This window comes from Kineobactrum sediminis (assembly GCF_002868715.1).
In the GTDB taxonomy this organism is placed as follows: domain Bacteria; phylum Pseudomonadota; class Gammaproteobacteria; order Pseudomonadales; family Halieaceae; genus Kineobactrum; species Kineobactrum sediminis.
The window spans coordinates 221189-240791 of sequence record NZ_PKLZ01000003.1; the positions used below are offsets into that span (position 1 = coordinate 221189).

A 19603-nucleotide genomic window follows, 5' to 3' on the forward strand; every position below is an offset into this window, starting at 1 on the left:
TGACGTGAATGACGGCCTGCCGGCCTGCTTGAGGAGCACGTTTGACCGCACACAAGAAAACCCGCATCACGCTCGGTGGCGCTTCCGGCTACTGGGGTGATGCGGCCATGGCAACCACCCGGTTGCTATCCGTTGAGAACCTTGATTACCTGGTGTACGACTACCTTGCCGAGGTAACCCTGTCGATCATGGCGCGAGCGAGAGCGGCGGACCCGAGCCAGGGTTACGCGACCGATTTTGTCAGCGCGGCAATGAAACCCAACCTGGCACGAATTGCGACGCAGGGCGTGCGCGTTATCACCAATGCGGGCGGTGTTAACCCCCGGGCCTGTGCGGGGGCATTGCGGCAACTTATCCTCGAACAGGGCCTGGATTTGCGGGTGGCGGTGGTGCTTGGAGATGACCTCATGGACCGGGTGCCGGGGTATGCCGAAGGTACTGCAGAAAGTACCGACACTATTCGTGAAATGTTTACCGGAGAGTCGTTTCCCCCGGCGGATAAAGTAGCCAGCGCCAACGCTTATCTCGGCGCGTTTCCCATTGCCGAGGCGCTGAATCGGGGTGCTGATATTGTCATTACCGGGCGCTGCGTGGACAGCGCGGTCACCCTTGGCGCCTGTATTCACGCCTTTGGCTGGCAGCCGGACGATCTGGACCTGTTGGCTCGGGGCAGTCTGGCGGGCCACATCCTGGAGTGTGGGACCCAGGCAACAGGCGGCAATTTCACCGATTGGGAAAGTGTGGTCGACACGCTTGCGGATGCCGGCTATCCGCTGGCCGTCATGGAGGCCTCCGGTGAATTTGAAGTTGGCAAGCCCGACGGCAGCGGTGGCGCGGTCACGGTGGGCACAGTCGCGGAGCAGATGCTCTATGAGATAGGTGACCCGCAGGCGTATATCCTGCCTGATGTGGTGTGCGATTTTTCTGCGGTAACCCTTGAACAAATCGCTCCGGATCGGGTGCGGGTGTGTGGTGCGCGAGGCGCCGGAGTACCCCCATCGTGCAAGGTCAGCGTTACCTGGATGGATGGTTTTCGTGCGGGCCATATCTGGACCATGGTGGGCCGCGATGCGGCGCGCAAGAGCCAATACTTTGCCGATGGGGTTTTTGCCCGTACCCGCACGACGTTGGCTGGCGCGGGCTTGCCTGACCTTACCGAGACCAGTGTGGAGATCAATGGGGCTGAAACGCATTTTGGTGCTGCGGCAACGCGGGCCAATAGCCGCGAAGTAGACCTGAAAATTGCGGTTAAACATCCGGACGCGAAGGGCGTGGCGCTGTTTCTCAAGGAAATGACCGGCATGGCCCTGGCGGCACCCCGGGCCTGTGCAGTTTCGCCGGCGCTCGCGCCAAACCGTCGCCGGTGGTGCGCCTGTTTTCCTTTTTACTGCCCAAGCCAGCGTTAACAATTGTGGTGGATGTAGAGGGCAAGGAAGTCACACTGGCGCCGCTTCCGGCCATCGTATCACCGCAGCCGCAGCTACCGACTCCCCTGCCGCCAGAGCCGGAGGTCGATAGTGGCGGGCTGGTGTCGGTGCCACTGGAAACCCTGGCCTTTGGCCGCAGTGGCGACAAGGGTGACAAGGTGAATATCGGGATTATCGCCCGTCGGCCCGAGTACCTGCCCTGGATTGCGGCAGCCCTGACCCGGGAGAGGGTGGAGACATTCTTCAGCCATTTTCTCCGGCCCGGGCAAGCGCAGCCGGTGCAGCGTTTTTACCTGCCGGGCACCCATGCGCTCAATTTCCTGCTGCATGACATACTGGCCGGCGGCGGTGTGGCCAGCCTGCGCACCGACCCCCAGGGCAAGTGTTATGCACAATTGCTACTCACCGAACTGATCACGCTGCCACAGGATCTGCTTTAGAAACAGGCGGCACTCGGCCGCCTCATAACATTTGAGCGCAAAGAGACAAACAATGACCGATGCCTTACTGCCCTTTGAATCTACCGCTATGCCGGGTAGTGACCGCTACGTCGCGAACCAGCAGCAACAGCAGCAACTGATAGACCGGATGCGGGCCGCGCTGGCACGCACCGCGGCTCTGTCTGATGCCTCCAGGCCCCGCTTCGAGAAACGCGGCCAGCTGCTGCCAAGGGAGCGATTGGCACGTTTGCTGGACCCCGGCAGCCCGTTCCTGGAAATTGGCAATATGGCCGGTTTCCTGGTTGATACCGGTGATCCGGACAAATCCGTGCCCGGAGCCGCCTATATCTGCGGCATCGGTTATATCAGCGGTACCCGCTGCATGGTGACGGTGGATGATTCCGGTATCAACGCCGGCGCCATGACCACTACCTCCACCACCAAGGCCTCCCGGGTGATGGATATCGCCCTGCAGCAGAAACTGCCCTTTGTACACCTGGTGGAAAGTGCCGGCGCCAACCTGCTCGAATACCAGGTGGAGATGTGGATGGCGGGTGGCGGCGTATTTGCGCGCCTTGCCCGGCTCAGTGCCGCGGGCATTCCAACCGTCGTGGTATTGCACGGTGCCTCGGCAGCGGGGGGCGCTTACATGCCCAGCCTGAGTGATTACGTGATCGGTGTGAAGGGTAATGGCAAAGCTTATCTGGCCGGCCCCGCCCTGCTGAAGGCCGCCACCGGCGAGGTTGCCGCAGATGAACCCCTGGGTGGCGCCAACATGCACGCGACTGTCTCCGGCCTGGTGGAATATCTGGCGGAGGATGATGCCCACGGTCTGTCGATCTGTCGCCAGGTGGTGGCACGCCTGGACTGGAACCGCCACTGCCCCCGGCCCCCCGCGCGCGGCTTTGCCGAACCCCTGTACAGCCCGGAGGAGTTGCCGGGAATTGTGCCGGTGGACTATCGCCAGTCCTACGACGCCCGAGAAGTGGTGGCGCGGATCGTGGATGGTTCCGCGTTCCTGCAGTTCAAGCCGGACTATGGTCCCGCCACCCTGTGCCTGCAGGCCGATATCTATGGGATGCCGGTGGCAATTATCGCCAACAACGGGCCCATCGATCCCAACGGCGCCACCAAGGTCGCCCAGTTCATCCAGCTCTGCGACCAGTCCGACGTGCCCCTGCTGTTCCTGCAGAATATCACCGGCTACATGGTGGGTACCCAGTACGAGCAGGCCGGCATGATCAAACATGGCAGCAAAATGATCCAGGCAGTTACCAATGTTCGGGTGCCGCGCATCACCCTGATGATCGGCGCCAGTTTTGGCGCCGGTAACTACGGTATGTGCGGGCAGGGTTATGATCCCGATTTCCTGTTCAGTTGGCCCAATACCCAGATCGGGGTGATGGGTGGCGAACAGGCGGCGCGCACCATGACCGAGGTTTTCCGCGCCGGTGCCGCCCGCAAGGGGATTGCAGTGGACGAGGCGGAGATCGCGGCCCGGGAAGCGAAAGTGATCGCCCATTACGATGCCCAGTCCAGCGCGTTTTACACCTCGGGGCGCATGCTAGACGATGGCCTGATTGACCCCCGGGACTCCCGCAAGGTAGTGGGAATGGCACTGCAAACCTGCTGGGAGGCGCGTCGGCGCACCCTGCACAGCAATACCTTCGGCGTGGGGCGAATGTAAATGCGGAGTAGACGATGATGACCTTGCCGGCGGTACACGACCTGGTTCTCGACGAGGAAACCGATACCCTGACCATCTGGTTCAACCGGCCTGAAACCCGCAATGCGTTGTCCGCGCGGATGGCGGAGGAGCTCGCCCGGGTGCTGGAAGCTTTGCCTGCACAGCGCCAGTACCGCTTTGTGGTGTTGCGTGGCAAGGGCGGCAGTTTTTGTTCCGGTGGCGATCTCACGATGTTCCGCACGGTATTCCAGGATGGCGCCAGTCGCGACAGCATCGTTCAGGCCAATGCCGATTTTGGGCGCCTGCTACGCGCGGTGCGGGCACTGCCGCAATTGTTTGTGGTGGCCATTGAAGGTGTCGCGATGGCTGGCGGGCTCGGCTTGTCCTGTATTGCCGATGTCGTTATTACCACCGCGGATGCTCGCTATGCGCTCAGCGAGGTTGCCCTGGGTATTCCGCCGGCACAGATCACCCCGGTGGTGATCGAGCGCATTGGTGCCTCCCAGGCCCGGCGTCTGTTGCTCACGGCGCAGCGCTTTGACGGCACCGAAGCCTGGCGGCTGGGCTTTGCCCATGAGTTGGTGGCGGACGGCGTCGCCCTCAATGCGGCGCTGGCCAGGCTGTTGACGGAAGCCCGTAGGGGTGCGCCCGGCGCGATCGCCCTGACCAAGCAGATTATCAGTGCCAGCGCGACCCTGGCGCCGGATGCCATGGTGGCTTTTGCCGCCGAGCGGTTTGCCGATGCCATGCTTGGCGACGAAGCCCGGGAGGGTATGGCTGCCTTTGCTGAAAAACGCAGGCCGCACTGGCAGCCGCTACAGGAGAACAGAAATGGCACAGTTTGATAGTGTACTGATTGCCAACCGCGGTGAGATAGCGGTGCGGGTAATACGTTCCGCGCAGCAGCAGGGTTATCGCACCATAGCCGTCTACTCGGCGGCCGACGCGAACGCGCCGCATGTGCAAATGGCGGACGAAGCGGTATTGATCGGCCCCGCACCGCCGAAGGAATCCTACCTGGACCCGCAGCGTATTTTACAGGCGGCCGCGCAAACCGGCGCCCGGGCGATTCATCCCGGTTACGGTTTTCTGTCGGAGAATGCGGACTTTGCCCGGGCCTGTGAAAATGCGGGAATCGTGTTTATCGGTCCCTCCGCGGATGCTATTGGCCTGATGGGTAATAAGGGCGCCGCCAAGCGCCTGATGCTCGCGGCGGGAGTTCCCTGCATTCCCGGCTACCAGGAAGAAGACCAGTCCGATAGCGCGTTGGTGAAGGCTGCACAGCAGATTGGTGCACCGCTGATGGTGAAGGCGGCAGCGGGCGGTGGTGGCCGTGGTATGCGTCTGGTGCACGATCTTGCCGACCTGCCAGCGGCCCTGGCCGCGGCCCGTTCCGAGGCCGAGAACGCCTTTGGCAGTGGTGAACTGATTCTTGAAAAAGCGTTGCTGCAGCCGCGGCACGTTGAAATCCAGGTGTTGAGCGATCATCACGGTAATCATATTCACCTGGGCGAACGGGACTGCTCAATACAGCGCCGCCACCAGAAAGTGGTGGAGGAATCTCCCTGTCCGGTGATGACTCCCGAGCTGCGCGAGGCCATGGGCGAGGCGGCGGTCAATGCAGCCCGCAGCATTGATTATCGTGGTGCCGGTACCGTGGAATTCCTGCTTGATGCCGACCGGCAGTTTTACTTCCTTGAAATGAATACCCGCCTGCAGGTAGAGCACCCGGTAACGGAAATGGTCACCGGGCTGGACCTGGTGGCGCTGCAACTGCAGGTGGCCCAGGGTTACCCTCTGCCGTTGTCCCAGGCCGATGTTGTACTGTCCGGGCATGCGATTGAAGTGCGCCTGTACGCGGAAGACGTCGTTAACGGGTTCCTCCCTGCTACCGGTACCGTATATCGCTGGCGCAAACCCGCGGGGGAGGGCATCCGGGTGGACCACGGCCTTGCCGAAGGGCAGGAGGTGTCGCCTTTTTACGATCCCATGGTAGCCAAGATTATTGCCTGGGGGGAGGATCGCGCGACTGCCTGCCGGCGCCTGCAGCGGGCGCTGCAAACCACGGTATTGTTCGGTCCGGCAAACAATCGCCAGTTCCTGCTGGACGTGGTGCAGAGTCCGCAGTTTGAGGCGGGCCTTGCCACCACCGCATTTATTGCCGAGCAATTTCCCGATGGCGTGCAGCCGGCCGCTTCAACGCGGGTGCACTACTGCACTGCGGCAGTGCTCCAGTATCGCCAGGCCGTCGCGGCTTCCGAGCGAATGCAAACCAGTCCCGCTACATATTTGCGCGGGTGGTCCGGCATTCGTGCCATCCACGCGCACTACCGTTACCCGACAGTTTCCGATGAGGTCCTTGATATTGCCGTCCGGCAAACAGGCGCTGGCCGCTATGAGTGTGTGCTGGATGACAGCCACCACGTCCTGGCCTGGCTTGGGGAAGACAGCCCGGGGCTGGCGACGGTGACAGCCGACGGTGTTGCACAGCCGCTGAATTACGCCTTTACCGGTCGTGGTTGTGTCAGCCTGCAGCTCGGTGCGTACGCAGGCGTTTTCACCAACCTGCTTGCCTTTACCCGTGGCGACGAGATTGCCATGGCCAGCTCGGGCGTCGTAAAAGCACCGATGCATGGCACCGTTCTACAGATTGCCGTAGCTGTGGGCGAGAGCGTCAGCGTGGGACAGGAGCTGCTGGTGATGGAGGCGATGAAGATGGAGCATCGCCTGCTGGCCGAGGTCACTGGCGTGGTCAGTGGGCTTCACGCCGAGACGGGTCGGCAGGTATCAGCGGGGATGGTGCTTATCGAGATCGCAGAAGACGTTACGCGATAGTCCCGCTAATAATGCTGTCATGACTGGTTGTCGGTGTTGTCTATCGCGAAGTTGCTTTCGCTTTGTGCCGGAACCCGTGCAGGGCCCAGCAAAATCGCAAAGCGGCGCGCTTGGGGGTTGGCCTCCAGTGCCAGTTTTACGATCATTGTCAGGGGGCCGGAAAGCAGCATGCCGACGGGGCCCAGCACCCAGCCCCAGAATACCAGGGAAAGAAACACGACCAGGGTCGAAAGCCCCAGTCCCTTGCCCATCATACGGGGCTCCACCACATTTCCCACTAACACGTTTACCGTAACAAACCCCCCGGTCACCAGTAGTACGCCAGTGAAGTCGAGCGCCACCGTGGCCAGGAGTATGGCAGGTACCGCCGCAATGATACTGCCGATGTTGGGCACGTAGTTCAGGAGGAATGCCAGCACCCCCCAAAGCATTGCGAAATCCAGTCCGACCAGCCACAGCCAGAGTGCCAGGATGATACCGGTTGCCAGGCTCACCAGCGTCTTGATACGCAGGTATTCCTGCAGGCGCTGGGAAAATTCCTGAAATGAATTGAGTACTTCTTTGCGCTCCCCCAGTGCAATACGCAGTTTTTGGGGGAATTCAGACGATTCCAGCAGAATGAAAATGACCGTCAACAGAATCAGGAAGATATTGGTCAGCGCGGTACCGATGCCGCCGCCGATCTGACGCACGAAAGACAGTGCCGCCGAGGGTTTGACCACATCCTCCAGTGCTGTGCGGCCGGCTTCAATACCATGGTTTCCCAGCCAGGCTGCCAGGGTTGTCACCATTGCCTGAATCTTGTCCTGGTAGGCGGGTAATTCGGCATAAAATTCGTCGAACGCGGCGCCGATAATAGCCGCCAGGGGTAACCAGATCAGCAGCAGGCCCAGCGATAGCAATACCATGGCAACGGCCAGCGGTACGCGTCGCCGCGTGAGCCAGTTCAATGGTGGGATCAGAATGCTGGCCAGCACCGCCGCCAGCAAGAACGGCACCACCACTGGCGCTGCCAGTTTGATACCGCCAATAATGATAACCAGTGCGGCGGCACCGAGTAGTGGGCTTATCGGGTTGTATGGCGATCGGGGTGGTTCAGTCATGGCCTGGGTCCATATTCATAGGGTCCATCATGTGGTCTCGCAGGGCATTTCCGTCGCCCGGCGGACAAAGTCCGGCTCAGGGCTATACTACAGTACAATCAGGAAACTTGCCCTTGGCGCTTGACGGTATAAGCTTATGGCCGGGTCGCAAAAAGGAGTGTGGTTATGAAGTTGACCATCAATGGTAAAACGGTGGAACTGGATGCCGAACCCGATATGCCGCTGTTATGGGCCCTGCGTGACATGCTGGGTTTGCGCGGCACCAAATATGCGTGTGGCATGGGGGTGTGTGGCAGCTGCACGGTACACCTTGACGGAGAGGCCGTGCGCAGCTGCCAGCTCACCCTGGAAGGGGCAGCCGAGGGCGAAATCACTACCATTGAGGGCCTGTCTGAAGACGGCTCCCACCCGCTGCAAGTGGCCTGGCGTGAACATAATGTTCCCCAGTGCGGTTACTGCCAGCCCGGCCAGATCATGTCCGCCAGCGCTCTGCTGGCCGCTAATGCAGCGCCGTCGGATACCGAAATAAACAACATGATGGCGGGCAACCTGTGCCGCTGTGGAACGTACCCGCGTATTCGTGCCGCCATAAAAAGTACCTTCGCGAATGCTGCCGCGGCCCCGGAGGATGAGCAATGAATATTGTCAGCAAGCTGTCCCGTCGCCGGTTTCTGCAATTGACGGGTATTTCCGCGAGTGGTTTGGTCCTGGGTGGCATACTGCCCGCCGGCGGCAGCCTGGCGGGCATACTGGATCGACCTGCGGGTAAAGAACTGAATATTTTTGTGTCCGTCACCCCCGACGGTACGGTGGAAATCATTGCCCATCGCTCGGAGATGGGAACCGGTATTCGCACCGGCCTGCCCCAGGTGGTGGCCGATGAAATGGAGGCCGACTGGCACCGGGTGAAGGTGATCCAGGCACTGGCCAATACCGAGTACGGTAGCCAGAATACCGATGGCTCACGCTCGGTACGCGATTTCTACACGGTGATGCGACAGATGGGCGCGGTGGCAAAACACATGCTGGAACAGGCTGCCGCCGACACCTGGGATGTGGAAATCAGCGAGTGTGTCGCCCGGAATCATGCGGTGCATCATCTCAACAGCAATCGACACCTGGGCTTTGGCGAGCTGGCACAGCGGGCGGCCCGGCTCGAGACGCCCGAACCGGAAAGCGCGGTACTGAAATCAGCGGATGATTTTCGCTATATCGGCAGCAGCATACCCATTGTGGACCTGGAAGACATTACCCTGGGCAAAGCCGTCTATGGTACCGACGTGCACCTGCCCGATATGCTCTACGCCAGTATTGAACGCAGCCCCTGGTTGCAGGGCAAGATCGCCTCTTACGACGCGGCCGAGGCAAAGAAGGTCAAGGGTGTACTGGATGTGGTGGAGCTGAAAGCCGAACCCGGCCCCCCCGGCTTCAATCCCATTGAAGGCGTGGCGGTGATTGCCACCAATACCTTCAGCGCCCAGCGCGGGCGTGAAAAACTCAGCATCAACTGGAGCGAGAGTGCTCACAGTGAACATAACTCCAGCGACTATCTGGATGAACTGGCCGGGCGGGTGAAAGGCGGCCCGGGTAAAGTGCGGCGGGAACGGGGTGAGGTCGATGCCGCGTTGGCCGAGGCCGAGACCGTGGTGGAGGCGAGCTACCGTACCCCTTATCTGGCCCATGCTTCCATGGAGCCACCGGTGGCAACGGCGAGAGTAGAGGGTGACCGCTGCGAGGTCTGGGCGCCCACCCAGGGCCCGCAGGCGACCCAGCGCGAAGTAGCCAGGGCACTCAAGCTCGAAATAGAAAACGTGACTGTTCATGTGACATTGCTCGGTGGTGCTTTCGGTCGCAAATCCAAGCCCGATTTTTCTATTGAAGCAGCCCGGCTGGCGGCGCATGTGGGCAAGCCGGTACAGGTGCTCTGGACACGTGAGGACGATATACGCCACGATTATTTCCATGCCTGCAGTGCCCAGTATTACAAGGCGGGCCTGGACCACGAGGGTACGGTAACCGCCTGGCTCGCCCGCGAGGCCGCACCTCCCATTCCCGCAACCTTTGATCCCGGCGTAACGATGATGAGCAGCGGTGGGTTGTCCCAGGGCTTTGCCAACGTGCCCTTTGTCACCCCCAACCTGCGTATGGAGAGTCATGAGGCGCCCGCTCATGTGCGTATCGGCTGGCTGCGTTCGGTATACAACATTCCCTATGCCTTTGGTGTTGGCAGTTTCGTTGATGAGCTGGCGCATGCGGCGGGTAAGGATCCCGCAGAGTTCTGGCTCGAACTGATCGGCAGGGACCGTTTGCTGGACTTCAGTGATGAAGGGTTTGACTACAGTAACTACGGCCGCTCTCTCGCCGACTTTCCCTACGACACCGCGCGAACCAAGGGTGTGTTGAGAAAACTGGTGGACAGTATTCCCTGGGGTGAAATACTACCCTCTGGCCAGGGTTGGGGGCTTTCAGTCGCCCACAGTTTTTTAAGCGATGTGGCGGTAGCCAGCAAGGTTGAAGTCAAGGACGGCCGGCTCAAAGTGCTTGAGTTACACGGTGTCATTGATGCGGGTCGGGTGGTTAACCCCGATCGGGTACATGCCCAGATGGAAGGCGGCATGATCTTTGGCATGAGTCTGGCACTGAATGGGGAAATCACCTTCGCGGAGGGGAAGACCGGTCAATTCAATTTCCACAATTATCCCATAGCCCGCATGGACCAGACCCCGGCCATCATCCGCAGTCATATTACCCCCAGCACGGCCGCACCATCGGGCGTTGGCGAACCGCCTACGCCACCGGTTGCGCCCAGTATTGCCAATGCGGTATTTGCGGCGACGGGGAAGCGTATTCGCGAGTTGCCACTGGGCAAGCACTTTGATGTGTAAAGTGGCAGCGCGCCCTTTGCCCCAAACCTGTACCATGTCCTCACCCTGATCAGCGTATCCTGCCCGGCGGCAAGGCCGACGGGTAGGGGACCGGCTGTGCACAGGTTTAACATGATAATGGCATGGGGAATGGGTGACAGATGAACGTATTAAAGATTGGCCTGGTGCCGCAGATAGTCGCGGGCGTGGTTCTTGGAGCGATGCTGGGCCTGCTGTTGCCTGCCGTGGCACAGCCCCTTGGGGTATTGGGAGCACTGTTTGTCGGTATGCTCAAGGCGGTGGCACCACTGCTGGTGCTGGTGCTGGTGATGTCGGCCATTGCCAACCGGCACGACAGTGGCAGCGATGGCCGCAAGGCGGTCATTACCCTGGGGCTGTATTTCGTGGGTACAGTGGGCGCTGCACTGGTGGCTCTGCTCATGAGCCAGGTATTTCCGCAGACCATTGTGCTGACAGCAGCGGTAGAAGGCAGCCCACCGCTGGCGGTCAGCGCAGTGCTTGAGGATGTACTGTTCAAGTTAATCGATAACCCGGTGAATGCGCTGCTTACCGGTAACTTTCTCGGTTGCCTTACCTGGGCGATATTGCTGGGGCTGAGTTTTCGTAAAGCGAGCGAGAGCTTCAGGCAGAATCTGGAAACCCTGGCTGTTGGCGTGACTGACATCGTAGGTTACGTGATACGGTTGGCGCCGGTGGGGATTTTTGGCCTGGTGTGCGCCACGGTGGCCAACACTGGTATTGGCGCGCTGGCCGGCTACGCGAGCCTGGCGACCCTGCTGGTGGCCTGCATGTTGATCATGGCACTGTTGGTCAACCCGCTGATCGTATTTGTGGTGATGCAGCGCAATCCTTATCCGGTGGTTCTCAAGTGTCTTGAGGAGTCCGGTATCACCGCGTTTTTTACCCGCAGCTCCGCTGCGAATATCCCGGTAAACCTGAACCTGGCAAAGAAAATCGGCATTAGTGAAGAACTCTACACAGTAACAATACCCATCGGCGCCACGGTAAATATGGCGGGCGCTGCAATTACTATTACCGTACTCACACTGGCCGCGGTTAATACCCTGGGCATTGAAGTATCGTTTGCTACCGCTCTGTTGCTGTGCGTGATTGCTGCGCTGTCCGCCTGCGGAGCCAGTGGTGTGCCATCCGGCAGCCTGCTGCTGGTGCCGCTGGCATGCTCGCTGTTTGGTATACCGCTGGATGTCGCCATGCAGGTAGTGGCAGTGGGCTTTGTGATCAGTGTGATCCAGGACTCGGTGGAGACCGCGCTAAACTCCAGTACGGACGTGGTGTATACCTACGCGGTTGACCAGCTCGCGGTGGCCGAAAAACCGGCGAGAGTGTTGGTTCGGGAATAACTTCGGGCCCAAAAAAAGGGGCAGTAAACTGCCCCTCCAGATGAATCTCCACACCGGGTGAACCGGGTTCAGAAGTTTTTGCGCAGGGTAATGCCCCAGGTGGCAGGTTCGTTGAAATACGCGACCAGGCGCCCATCCTGGGCAACGCCATCGGCGATAGTGTTGGTGTAATCCTCGTCCAGCACATTGCGGCCCCAGATCGTGAGCTCCGCATCCATGTTTTCAAAAATCAGTCCCGCACGCAGGTTCAGGATCTCATAGGCGTCTGCGAGTTTGGCGGGGTCGTTGTTAACATCAGTCATCCGCTCACCGGTGTAAATGTATTCGCCAAACAGGTAGCCGCTGATGTCGGAGCTGAGGGCGAAGTGCTTGCGGGCAGAGGTGACCACTACGTTTTCCGGATTGCCCGACAACAGTCCGCCGCTACGATCACAGGAGCCGTCACCGTTGGCCTGTGGGTCGGGCTGGTTGGTGTGCCAGGGTGTGCTGATCCAGCAGTCGCCGGCTTCGAAATCCGCGTACTCGCCGTCGTTGTAGGCATAGGCCAGGGTCAGGGTGAGGCCCTCGGCGGGTTGCCAGGTGACGTCGACCTCGCCACCCCGTGTTTCGGCCACCCCGGCATTTTGCAGCGCAAAGCCGGTGCCCTGGAAGGACACCGTCTGCAGGTCGTCGGTATCGGTGGCGTGCAGCGCCAGGTTGACCCGCAGGGCCTGTTCCGGGAACTCCGCCTTCAGGCCCAGTTCAAAGGAGTCCGAGGTTTCGGCATCAAAGGCCACCGGCAGGATCGTATCGATCCGGTCGGTGTTGATGCCACCCGCCTTGTAGCCGGTGCCATAGGATCCATAGACCATGACATCGTCATTAAGGAACCAGCTGAGTTTGACGGTGCCGGTAATCCGGTCGTCATCAATGGTTTCGTCAACATCGGCGCGCGGTGCCAGCGGCGGGAACAGCCAGAAGCCCCAGCCCGGGGTGCCAATAGCCCCCGGCACAGCGGAGGCATCCTCTGTGAAGACATTGGTCATGTCCTTGTCTTCCTGGGTCCAGCGCAGGCCGGCCGTCAATACCAGCGCGTCGCTCAGGTTGTAGTCAAACTGGCCGTACAGGGCATAGGTGCTGTGATCCTGGGCCGCGACGTTACGCGATCCGGTACCCGCAGGGAAGGCTGAAACCGCCAGGACAGGAGGCAGGCCCACAAGTACACCGGTATCGGCGCCGACAATGGTATCGACGGTGGAATCCAGTTCCTGTTCAAAATAATACACGCCGGCAACCCAGGCGAGCCGGTCGCTTTCATTGCTCAGCCTGAGCTCCTGGGAGAACTGTTCCTGGCTCGCGTAATTGGTGCGGATCAATGCGTCGATGTTGTGAAAGTCGGCGTCGATCTTGTCGAAGGAGTCAAAGGTGCGGTAGGCGCTGATGCTGGTGACCAAAAAGGCTTCTGCCTGCCAGTCGAGCTGCACCGAGATGCCGCGGTCCTCGTTGCTGGATTCCGGCAGGAAGCTGGCACCCACGATGCCGTCAAAAAACCGGTCCTGGTCGATAACGGTGCCCCCCAGATCCAGTACCCTCTGGTCAGAGCCGCGTTTTTCATTCGCATCGGCAGGCAGCCCCTGGGCCACCAGGTTGTTCTTGTAGCTACCCGCCGCGCAGCAGGTTTCGTCCACTTCCGAATGGTCCACAATCACGTGTACGGAGAGATCATCGGTGGGCGTGTAGAGGGCCTGGAGGCGCACGCCCCAGCGATCCCGGTCATCCACCAGGTCTTCGCCAATGTCGATGACATCGATATAACCGTCGCGCTCCTGGTAAAAACCGGTAGCCCGGAAGGCCAGCTCGTTATCAATGGCGCTGAAGGATTTGGCGCCCTGCAGGGAGAGCAGGTTCAGGTCACCGCCGCTTGCCTCCAGGAACCCGGTACCCTCGTGGTCAGGTTTGACGCTGTTCATGGACACGGCGCCGGAGGGCGTGTTGCGGCCGAACAGGGTGCCCTGGGGACCCCTTAGAACCTCAATGGAGGCGATATCCACCAGATTGTTGATCATGGAGCTCTGTCGCGCCCGGTAAACACCGTCCACGTACAGGCCCACCGAAGACTCCAGGCCGAAGTTCTGGCCGCTGGTGAATACACCGCGGATACTGAAGCTGGAAGTGGTCGAGGTCTGGGTTTTGCCAACAATCAGGGCGGGGTCGTTATTGGCCAGTTCGAACATGTCGCGAACGCCGGTTTTCTGCAGCATCTCGTTGCTGAAAGCGGTCACCGCGATAGGTACATCCTGGAGACTTTGTTCCCGCTTTTGTGCGGTAACAATGATCTCCTCAAGCATCTGTGCAGCGGCGTTCAAACTGCCGCCGGCAAGTGCCATGCAGACCAGTGAAGCCGCAAATTTTTTATGAAACGGAGCGTTACCCATGATGAAATCCCCTGCTTATTTTTTGAGTGGTGAAATTTAACATTCCAGGTGCCTGATGCGCTCCTGTTTAATGCGCCCCAGGACGTGAAAAATTAGCATTGATAATGTCGAATGTTTCTGGTTCTCCGGAATATTCCAAAAGCACTCAAGTCCCGGCGATAATGGCATCCAGGTCAACGTCGGTGCCGGCCAGCGTGTGGACGATGCACCTGAGCTGGTCCAGTGAGACCTTGCCACCCTTGGTGGCCAGCTGGCGGGCGATGTCGTCAATGCCGGCCTTACCTGCCGTGGCTTTTCCCAGGGCGGCATCAAGCCGCTGCATGACAATAGCGGCGCGGGCCGTTACCGGGCCGGAGGAGCGGCTGACGAAGAGGGTTTCTGCTTCACGCGCCCAGCCTTTTTTCCAGGCCAGTGCCTCGCGGTAGCGGTGGTCGCTGACGGCGCCGCTGCGCCAGAGAATATTGGAGGCGTAGTATTCCGCCAGCCCCTCCACAATCCAGTCCGCATTTTTGCCGCCGCTGATGCCGGAGGCCACGTGTATCAGCTCGTGGATCAGGCTGCTGGTACGGTTGCCACTGATCAGTGGACGCTCGGCATGCATGAACAGCGAGCGGGTACCGGACAGCCCGCCACGCCACATCGGGTCACCCGCAGTGACTACTAACAGTCGCTCCGGAAAATCGGGGAATATGGATTTCACCTCGGGCAGGGTCCAGGCCAGGAAGGCGAGGGTATCCTGCAGGCGATTACCCGGGCCGGCGGGTGCGGCGACGCGGACACTAACCCCGGCAATGCTGTCCTGGCGGCTGCTGATATCGCCCAGAATCAGCCAGCCCTTTGGCCTGGGCAGGCGCCTGCCGGGATCAATGATCCGGTAGTGATGCGCAGCGCCGGCAATATCCGGGTAAGGAGCGGCGGAGGACCAGGTTTGCGGCAGGGTGAATTCCAGGCTTGCTACTGCCTCCAGGTCGGCGGCGACCGTGGTGGCGATCGGCGGTATCAGTTTGTCGCTGCGCAGGATCGCCCAGTCCCCGGTGATCAGGGAATCGTAACGGCCGCTGGCCTTCTGTTCGTTGATGACGAACTGGTAGTGCAGACTGGCATTGGGGCCTTCGGGGCTCCATATGGCCTTGTCGCCCTCCAGGGTCAGTCCGGTTTCGCTATGGGGCCCAAGATGCCGCTCCGGATCCAGTTGCAGGACCAGCTTGCTTGGCAGGCGCTCTCCCCGCAGGCGTACTTCAACGTTGGCCATGCCCGTGTCGGGCTCTACCGTGGCCAGGTAGCGCAACTGATACTCGTCCGCACGCAGCGGAGCGGGCAGCAGTGAGAGTAACAGCACAAGTATCGCCGGCAGGGGTGTTCGCATGGGGTGAATCCGTGTGATCATGAACAGGACCTCAGGATACCAGTGTTGATGCTATCCTGAGTATAAGAACTCATAATGGGGGTAGATCATGAGCGAACAAACCACATTTGATATTCAGCAGGTGATCGCGCAGGCGAAGGCGGTCATAACGGATCCGCGGGGCTATTTCCAGACCATGCCCAAAACCGGTGGCTATGCCAATCCGGTGATTTTTGTGGCGGTAATGGGAGCGTTAACAGGGCTGATCACCGCTGTATTGTCGTTCTTCGGCTCCGCCGCGGGTATGCTCGCTGCGGGCCTGGGTGCACTTATATTGATGCCCATTTTTGCGGTAATCGGTTCCTTTATCGGTGCGGCCATCCTGTTCGTGATCTGGAAACTGATGGGGTCCGGTGAGAACTACGAAACCGCCTACCGCTGCCAGTCCTCCGCCACTGCCATTTATCCTGTGGTTGCCCTGGTGGCCATCATTCCCTACGTCGGCAATATCATCATGATCAGCTGGGGCGCATTCCTGATGATCGAAGCCAGTGTGTGGGTGCACGGACGCAAGCGCAGTGTCGCGCAGATTGTGTTTGGTATCCTGGCCGTACTGCTGATTCTGTCGAATGTCGCGAGTGAACGTGCTGCCCGGCAGATGGAGGCTCGCATGGATCAGGCCGGGCGTCAGTTCGACGGCATTGAAGACATGTCACCTGAGGAAGCGGGGCGGAAAATGGGCGAGTTTTTCAAGGGGCTGGAAGAGGCCAACAAGGAAAGCGATACCGGGAAGGAATAGCCCGCTCGGTGGTCAGCGGAGGCTGTCCAGCCGCGCGCACAGGTCCTGGGCACCCTCCAGGATTCGTGCAGTGGGACGTTGCATGTGGTCCGGGTTGATTGCCACCAGGCCGTTGCCAATGACCGCACCGAGGGTTGGATAACGGTGCCAGTCACCCAGCCATGCCGGGGCCGCGGCACTCATGCCGCCGGCGACGATAACGTCCGGGTTGCGAGCCAGCACTGATTCCAGGTTGATTCTCGGTGCCAGGGTAGGCGCATCGGCGAAGATATTGCTACCGCCACAGAGACCGATTACCTGGCTGATCAGATGCTCACCGTTGACCGTTTGCAATGGTTCGTGCCAGATCTGGTAAAACACGGAGAGTGGTCGTTTGTCCTGGAAGCGGGCGGCGAGTCTGCCGAACTCACGCTCCAGGCGTCGCGCTTCCGGTTCACTCCGGGCGGTAGTCCCCGCCAGTATTCCCAGCTTGCGGATACTGGCGGGAATGTCCGCCAGCTGTCGCAACTCGCTGACAAAAACCGGAATCCCCAGCCGCTCCAGTTTTTGCAGTGCACCGGCACCGTTGCCGGAGCCCCACATGAGGATCAGGTCCGGCTGTGCGGCGATTATCTGCTCCAGGCTGAAGGCATTGTAGGAACCGACCAGAGGCAGGCCGCGGGCGGCCTCGGGAAAGTTGCTGTAGCTCACCACGCCGACCAGGCGGTTGCCGGCCCCGGCGCTGAACAGGTTTTCCACAATATGCGGCGCCAGCGCCACAATACGCCGGGCGGGCGCCTCCAGTTGTACGCTGCGCCCGAGAAAGTCCCTGACCACTACCGGCTCGGCAAGCGCAGCGCTTGCAGGCCATAGTTGCAGTAACAGCAGCACCCATACTCTTATAGTCACAGTCCGATCACCAGGGGACGACCGCCATGGGGATGTTCCTGTACCAGCACTTCGGCGTGGAACAATTCACGAAACAGGGTGGGTGTCAGTACCTCCGCGGGTGATCCGGTTGTCACCTGGCGGCCGTGGTCCAGCACTACCAAACGTCGGGCAACAGCCGCCGCCAGGTTAACATCGTGCACCACCAGCAACACGGCGCAGCCCCGCCCGGCGATGGCCGCTATGGCCGCAGCCACCTGCTGCTGATGGGCCAGGTCCAGGGCCGCCGTGGGTTCGTCCAGTAACAGCAGCTGCCCGCCGTGGCTGTGCTGCTCCCAGATCTGGGCAAACACCCGGGCGAGCTGCACCCGCTGGCGCTCGCCGCCTGATAGCTGGGTATAAAGCCGATCGCGCAGGGTCACGGTGTCAGTGGCGGCCAACGCCTGCAGGGCAATCTCGCGATCTACCCTGGCGCCGGTGGCGTGGGGGGTACGTCCCAGCAAAACCACTTCCTCAACGGTATAGGGAAAGTTTAGCAGTGACAGCTGGGGCAGAAAGGCAAGGCGCGTGGCCAGCTGCGCTCGCGACCAGTCCGCAAGAGGCTGCCCGTCGAAGTTGATACTGCCCTGGCTGAGTGCGAAGTCACCGGCAATCAGTCGCAGCAGGCTGGATTTGCCGGCGCCATTGGGACCGATCAACGCGGTTATTTCGCCTGCGTCCAGTGCCAGGCTAATATCCTGCAGCACCGGCACGCCCCAGGGCATGGCACTGGCCGCGTCCACCCTCAGCAGCGTCATGTCTGCATTCCGTAGTGGTGTCGCTGGCGCAGCAGGGAGACAAAAAACGGCACCCCGATCAGGGCCGTTATGATGCCCACCGGTAACTCTGTGGGAGCCAGCACGACCCGCGACAGGGTATCGGCCACCACCAGCAGAATGGCTCCCGCCAGGGCGGAAGCGGGCAGCAGATAGCGGTGATCGGGGCCTATCGTCAAGCGTATCAGGTGAGGTATTACCAGGCCGACGAAGGCGATGGTGCCGACCAGCGCCACCGAAGTTCCCACTCCCACCGCGACCCAGCCGATCAGGGCCAGTTTGGTGCGGTCGACATCGATGCCCAGGTAGCGGGCCTCGGACTCACCCAGTAACAGTGTGTTGAGCGCGGCTGCGTAGCGGGGCAGGGCAACCAGGACCGCGCCGCTGACGGTAACGGCCAGCCACAGTCTCGGCATGCTTGCACTATCCAGGCCGCCCATCTTCCACAGGCTGATGCGGCGCAGGTGTTCATTGTCCGCGAAAAACTCGAGCAGGCTGCCGACGGCGCCGGCCAGGGCGGTGATGGCGATCCCCGCCAAAAGCATGGTCGCTACCGAGGTGCCGTTACCGGAATTGGCGAGCCGATAGACCACCAGCACGGCCAGCATGCCGCCTGCAAACGCGCCGATGGAGATCAGGGTGAGGCCGGTAAATCCCTGCAGCAGGCCACCGCCCATAACGATGATCAGCGAGGCCCCAAGAGAAGCGCCGGCGGTAACGCCTATCAGCGAAGGGTCTGCGAGTGGGTTGCGAAACAGGCCCTGCATGGCCGCACCACTCATGGCCAGGGTGGCCCCCATGATCGCGGCCAGCAAAACCCGCGGCAGACGGATTTGCTGCACGATCATGATTGCCTGATTTTCACCGTCACCCCATAGCGCCTGCAAGACCTGAATCGGACCCAGGCTGACAGCACCACTGCCCAGGCCGACCAGAACCACAATCGGTAACAGGGCGGCCAGCAGCCGGATCAGCCGGCCCGCGCGCTGCCGGCGCTTGGATACGCTAGTAATCAACGCCGCGGCGCGCCTTGATGCCCGCGTTATAGGCGTGCTTGATATCACGTACTTCGGACACCGTATCCATGATCTCCTGCAGGGCCGTACCGCCGCCACGGCCGGTAACGACCACGCTCTGCTCTTCCGGCCGCCCTGCCAACGCCGCCAGAACAGCGTCCTCCGGCAGGTAGTCAAAGGCCAGCATGTAGGTTAGTTCGTCGAGAACGACCAGGTGATAGGTGGGGTCAGCCAGCATCGCACTGGCCCGTTCCCAGGTTCGCTGTGCCGCGGCAATATCGCCGCTGCGATCCTGGGTATCCCAGGTAAAACCGGTGCCCATCTGGTAGAACTCTACCTGCGGGCACTGTTCCCGGAGATAGATCTCTTCCCCGGACAGTTGCTCGCCCTTGATGAACTGGATAACGCCCACCTTGTAGCCGTAACCCAGTGCCCGCATCACCATACCGAAGGCGGAACTGGACTTGCCCTTGCCATTACCGGTGAGAAGGATGGCGACGCCGCGCTCAATATCTGCTGCATTAATACTCGCGTCCACACTGGCCTTTTGTTTTTCCATCGCCTTTTTGTGGCGGCTGTTTTTGCGATCGTCAGTATTGTCGGTCATGG

Annotated in this window: 16 protein-coding genes; 9 read left to right on the top strand and 7 right to left on the bottom strand. The window is 60.6% G+C overall.

Going from position 1 to position 19603, the window contains the following annotated elements:
- Positions 1–41: 41 nt before the first annotated feature.
- The 5 genes from CWI75_RS06315 to CWI75_RS06330 are packed head-to-tail and all read left to right on the top strand — an operon-like array spanning position 42 to position 6389.
- Positions 42–1406 carry an acyclic terpene utilization AtuA family protein gene (locus CWI75_RS06315; protein ID WP_241521099.1) on the top strand — a complete coding sequence of 455 codons (1365 nt, stop codon included), beginning with the start codon at positions 42–44 and terminating at the stop codon, positions 1404–1406.
- Between the two features lie 5 nt (positions 1407–1411).
- Positions 1412–1867: an AtuA-related protein gene (locus CWI75_RS18635; protein WP_241521100.1), complete on the top strand. Its 456-nt coding sequence runs from the start codon at positions 1412–1414 to the stop codon at positions 1865–1867.
- Between the two features lie 52 nt (positions 1868–1919).
- Entirely contained in the window at positions 1920–3554 is a 1635-nt protein-coding gene (locus CWI75_RS06320) for an acyl-CoA carboxylase subunit beta (RefSeq protein WP_101520637.1), read from the top strand.
- A gap of 14 nt (positions 3555–3568) precedes the next feature.
- Positions 3569–4399: an enoyl-CoA hydratase/isomerase family protein gene (locus CWI75_RS06325; RefSeq protein WP_241521101.1), complete on the top strand. Its 831-nt coding sequence runs from the start codon at positions 3569–3571 to the stop codon at positions 4397–4399.
- The gene (locus CWI75_RS06330; RefSeq protein WP_101520638.1) at positions 4386–6389 is read left to right on the top strand and encodes an acetyl/propionyl/methylcrotonyl-CoA carboxylase subunit alpha; all 2004 of its coding nucleotides are present in this window, start codon (positions 4386–4388) and stop codon (positions 6387–6389) included. The genes CWI75_RS06325 and CWI75_RS06330 overlap by 14 nt, the downstream gene beginning before the upstream one ends.
- A 17-nt stretch (positions 6390–6406) precedes the next feature.
- Here CWI75_RS06330 and CWI75_RS06335 read toward each other — a convergent pair whose 3' ends face one another.
- The gene (locus CWI75_RS06335; protein ID WP_101520639.1) at positions 6407–7492 is read right to left on the bottom strand and encodes an AI-2E family transporter; all 1086 of its coding nucleotides are present in this window, start codon (positions 7490–7492) and stop codon (positions 6407–6409) included.
- 165 nt (positions 7493–7657) lie between these two features.
- On the opposite strand from CWI75_RS06335, the gene CWI75_RS06340 reads away from it, so the two are divergent.
- The 3 genes from CWI75_RS06340 to sstT all read left to right on the top strand — a co-directional run bounded on the left by CWI75_RS06340 (position 7658) and on the right by sstT (position 11738).
- Complete coding sequence (locus CWI75_RS06340) at positions 7658–8131, top strand: (2Fe-2S)-binding protein (RefSeq protein ID WP_101520640.1); 474 nt, start codon at positions 7658–7660, stop codon at positions 8129–8131.
- Entirely contained in the window at positions 8128–10377 is a 2250-nt protein-coding gene (locus CWI75_RS06345) for a xanthine dehydrogenase family protein molybdopterin-binding subunit (protein WP_101520641.1), read from the top strand. The genes CWI75_RS06340 and CWI75_RS06345 overlap by 4 nt, the downstream gene beginning before the upstream one ends.
- Before the next feature lie 140 nt (positions 10378–10517).
- Positions 10518–11738, top strand: coding sequence for a serine/threonine transporter SstT (gene sstT, locus CWI75_RS06350; protein WP_101520642.1), 1221 nt, complete (start codon positions 10518–10520; stop codon positions 11736–11738).
- 68 nt (positions 11739–11806) lie between these two features.
- On the opposite strand, the gene CWI75_RS06355 is transcribed toward sstT, so the two are convergent.
- Both CWI75_RS06355 and CWI75_RS06360 read right to left on the bottom strand, forming a co-directional pair.
- Complete coding sequence (locus tag CWI75_RS06355) at positions 11807–14152, bottom strand: TonB-dependent receptor (protein ID WP_101520643.1); 2346 nt, start codon at positions 14150–14152, stop codon at positions 11807–11809.
- A 145-nt stretch (positions 14153–14297) separates the two neighbouring features.
- Positions 14298–15518, bottom strand: a complete 1221-nt coding sequence (locus CWI75_RS06360) for a gluzincin family metallopeptidase (RefSeq protein ID WP_101520644.1) — start codon at positions 15516–15518, stop codon at positions 14298–14300.
- Positions 15519–15606: 88 nt separating this feature from the next.
- Here CWI75_RS06360 and CWI75_RS06365 point away from each other — a divergent pair, with 88 nt between their 5' ends.
- On the top strand, positions 15607–16296 hold the full coding sequence (locus CWI75_RS06365; protein WP_101520645.1) for a YIP1 family protein: 690 nt from the start codon (positions 15607–15609) through the stop codon (positions 16294–16296).
- 12 nt (positions 16297–16308) lie between these two features.
- Here CWI75_RS06365 and CWI75_RS06370 read toward each other — a convergent pair whose 3' ends face one another.
- The 4 genes from CWI75_RS06370 to cobO are packed head-to-tail and all read right to left on the bottom strand — an operon-like array spanning position 16309 to position 19601.
- Positions 16309–17184, bottom strand: coding sequence for a cobalamin-binding protein (locus CWI75_RS06370; protein WP_241521102.1), 876 nt, complete (start codon positions 17182–17184; stop codon positions 16309–16311).
- Positions 17181–17960, bottom strand: coding sequence for a heme ABC transporter ATP-binding protein (locus tag CWI75_RS06375; RefSeq protein ID WP_101520647.1), 780 nt, complete (start codon positions 17958–17960; stop codon positions 17181–17183). The genes CWI75_RS06370 and CWI75_RS06375 overlap by 4 nt, the downstream gene beginning before the upstream one ends.
- Positions 17957–18991, bottom strand: a complete 1035-nt coding sequence (locus CWI75_RS06380; RefSeq protein ID WP_101520998.1) for a FecCD family ABC transporter permease — start codon at positions 18989–18991, stop codon at positions 17957–17959. Before CWI75_RS06380 ends, CWI75_RS06375 begins: the two co-directional genes overlap by 4 nt.
- Positions 18984–19601, bottom strand: coding sequence for a cob(I)yrinic acid a,c-diamide adenosyltransferase (gene cobO / locus CWI75_RS06385; protein WP_101520648.1), 618 nt, complete (start codon positions 19599–19601; stop codon positions 18984–18986). Before cobO ends, CWI75_RS06380 begins: the two co-directional genes overlap by 8 nt.
- Between the last annotated feature and the right edge of the window lie 2 nt (positions 19602–19603).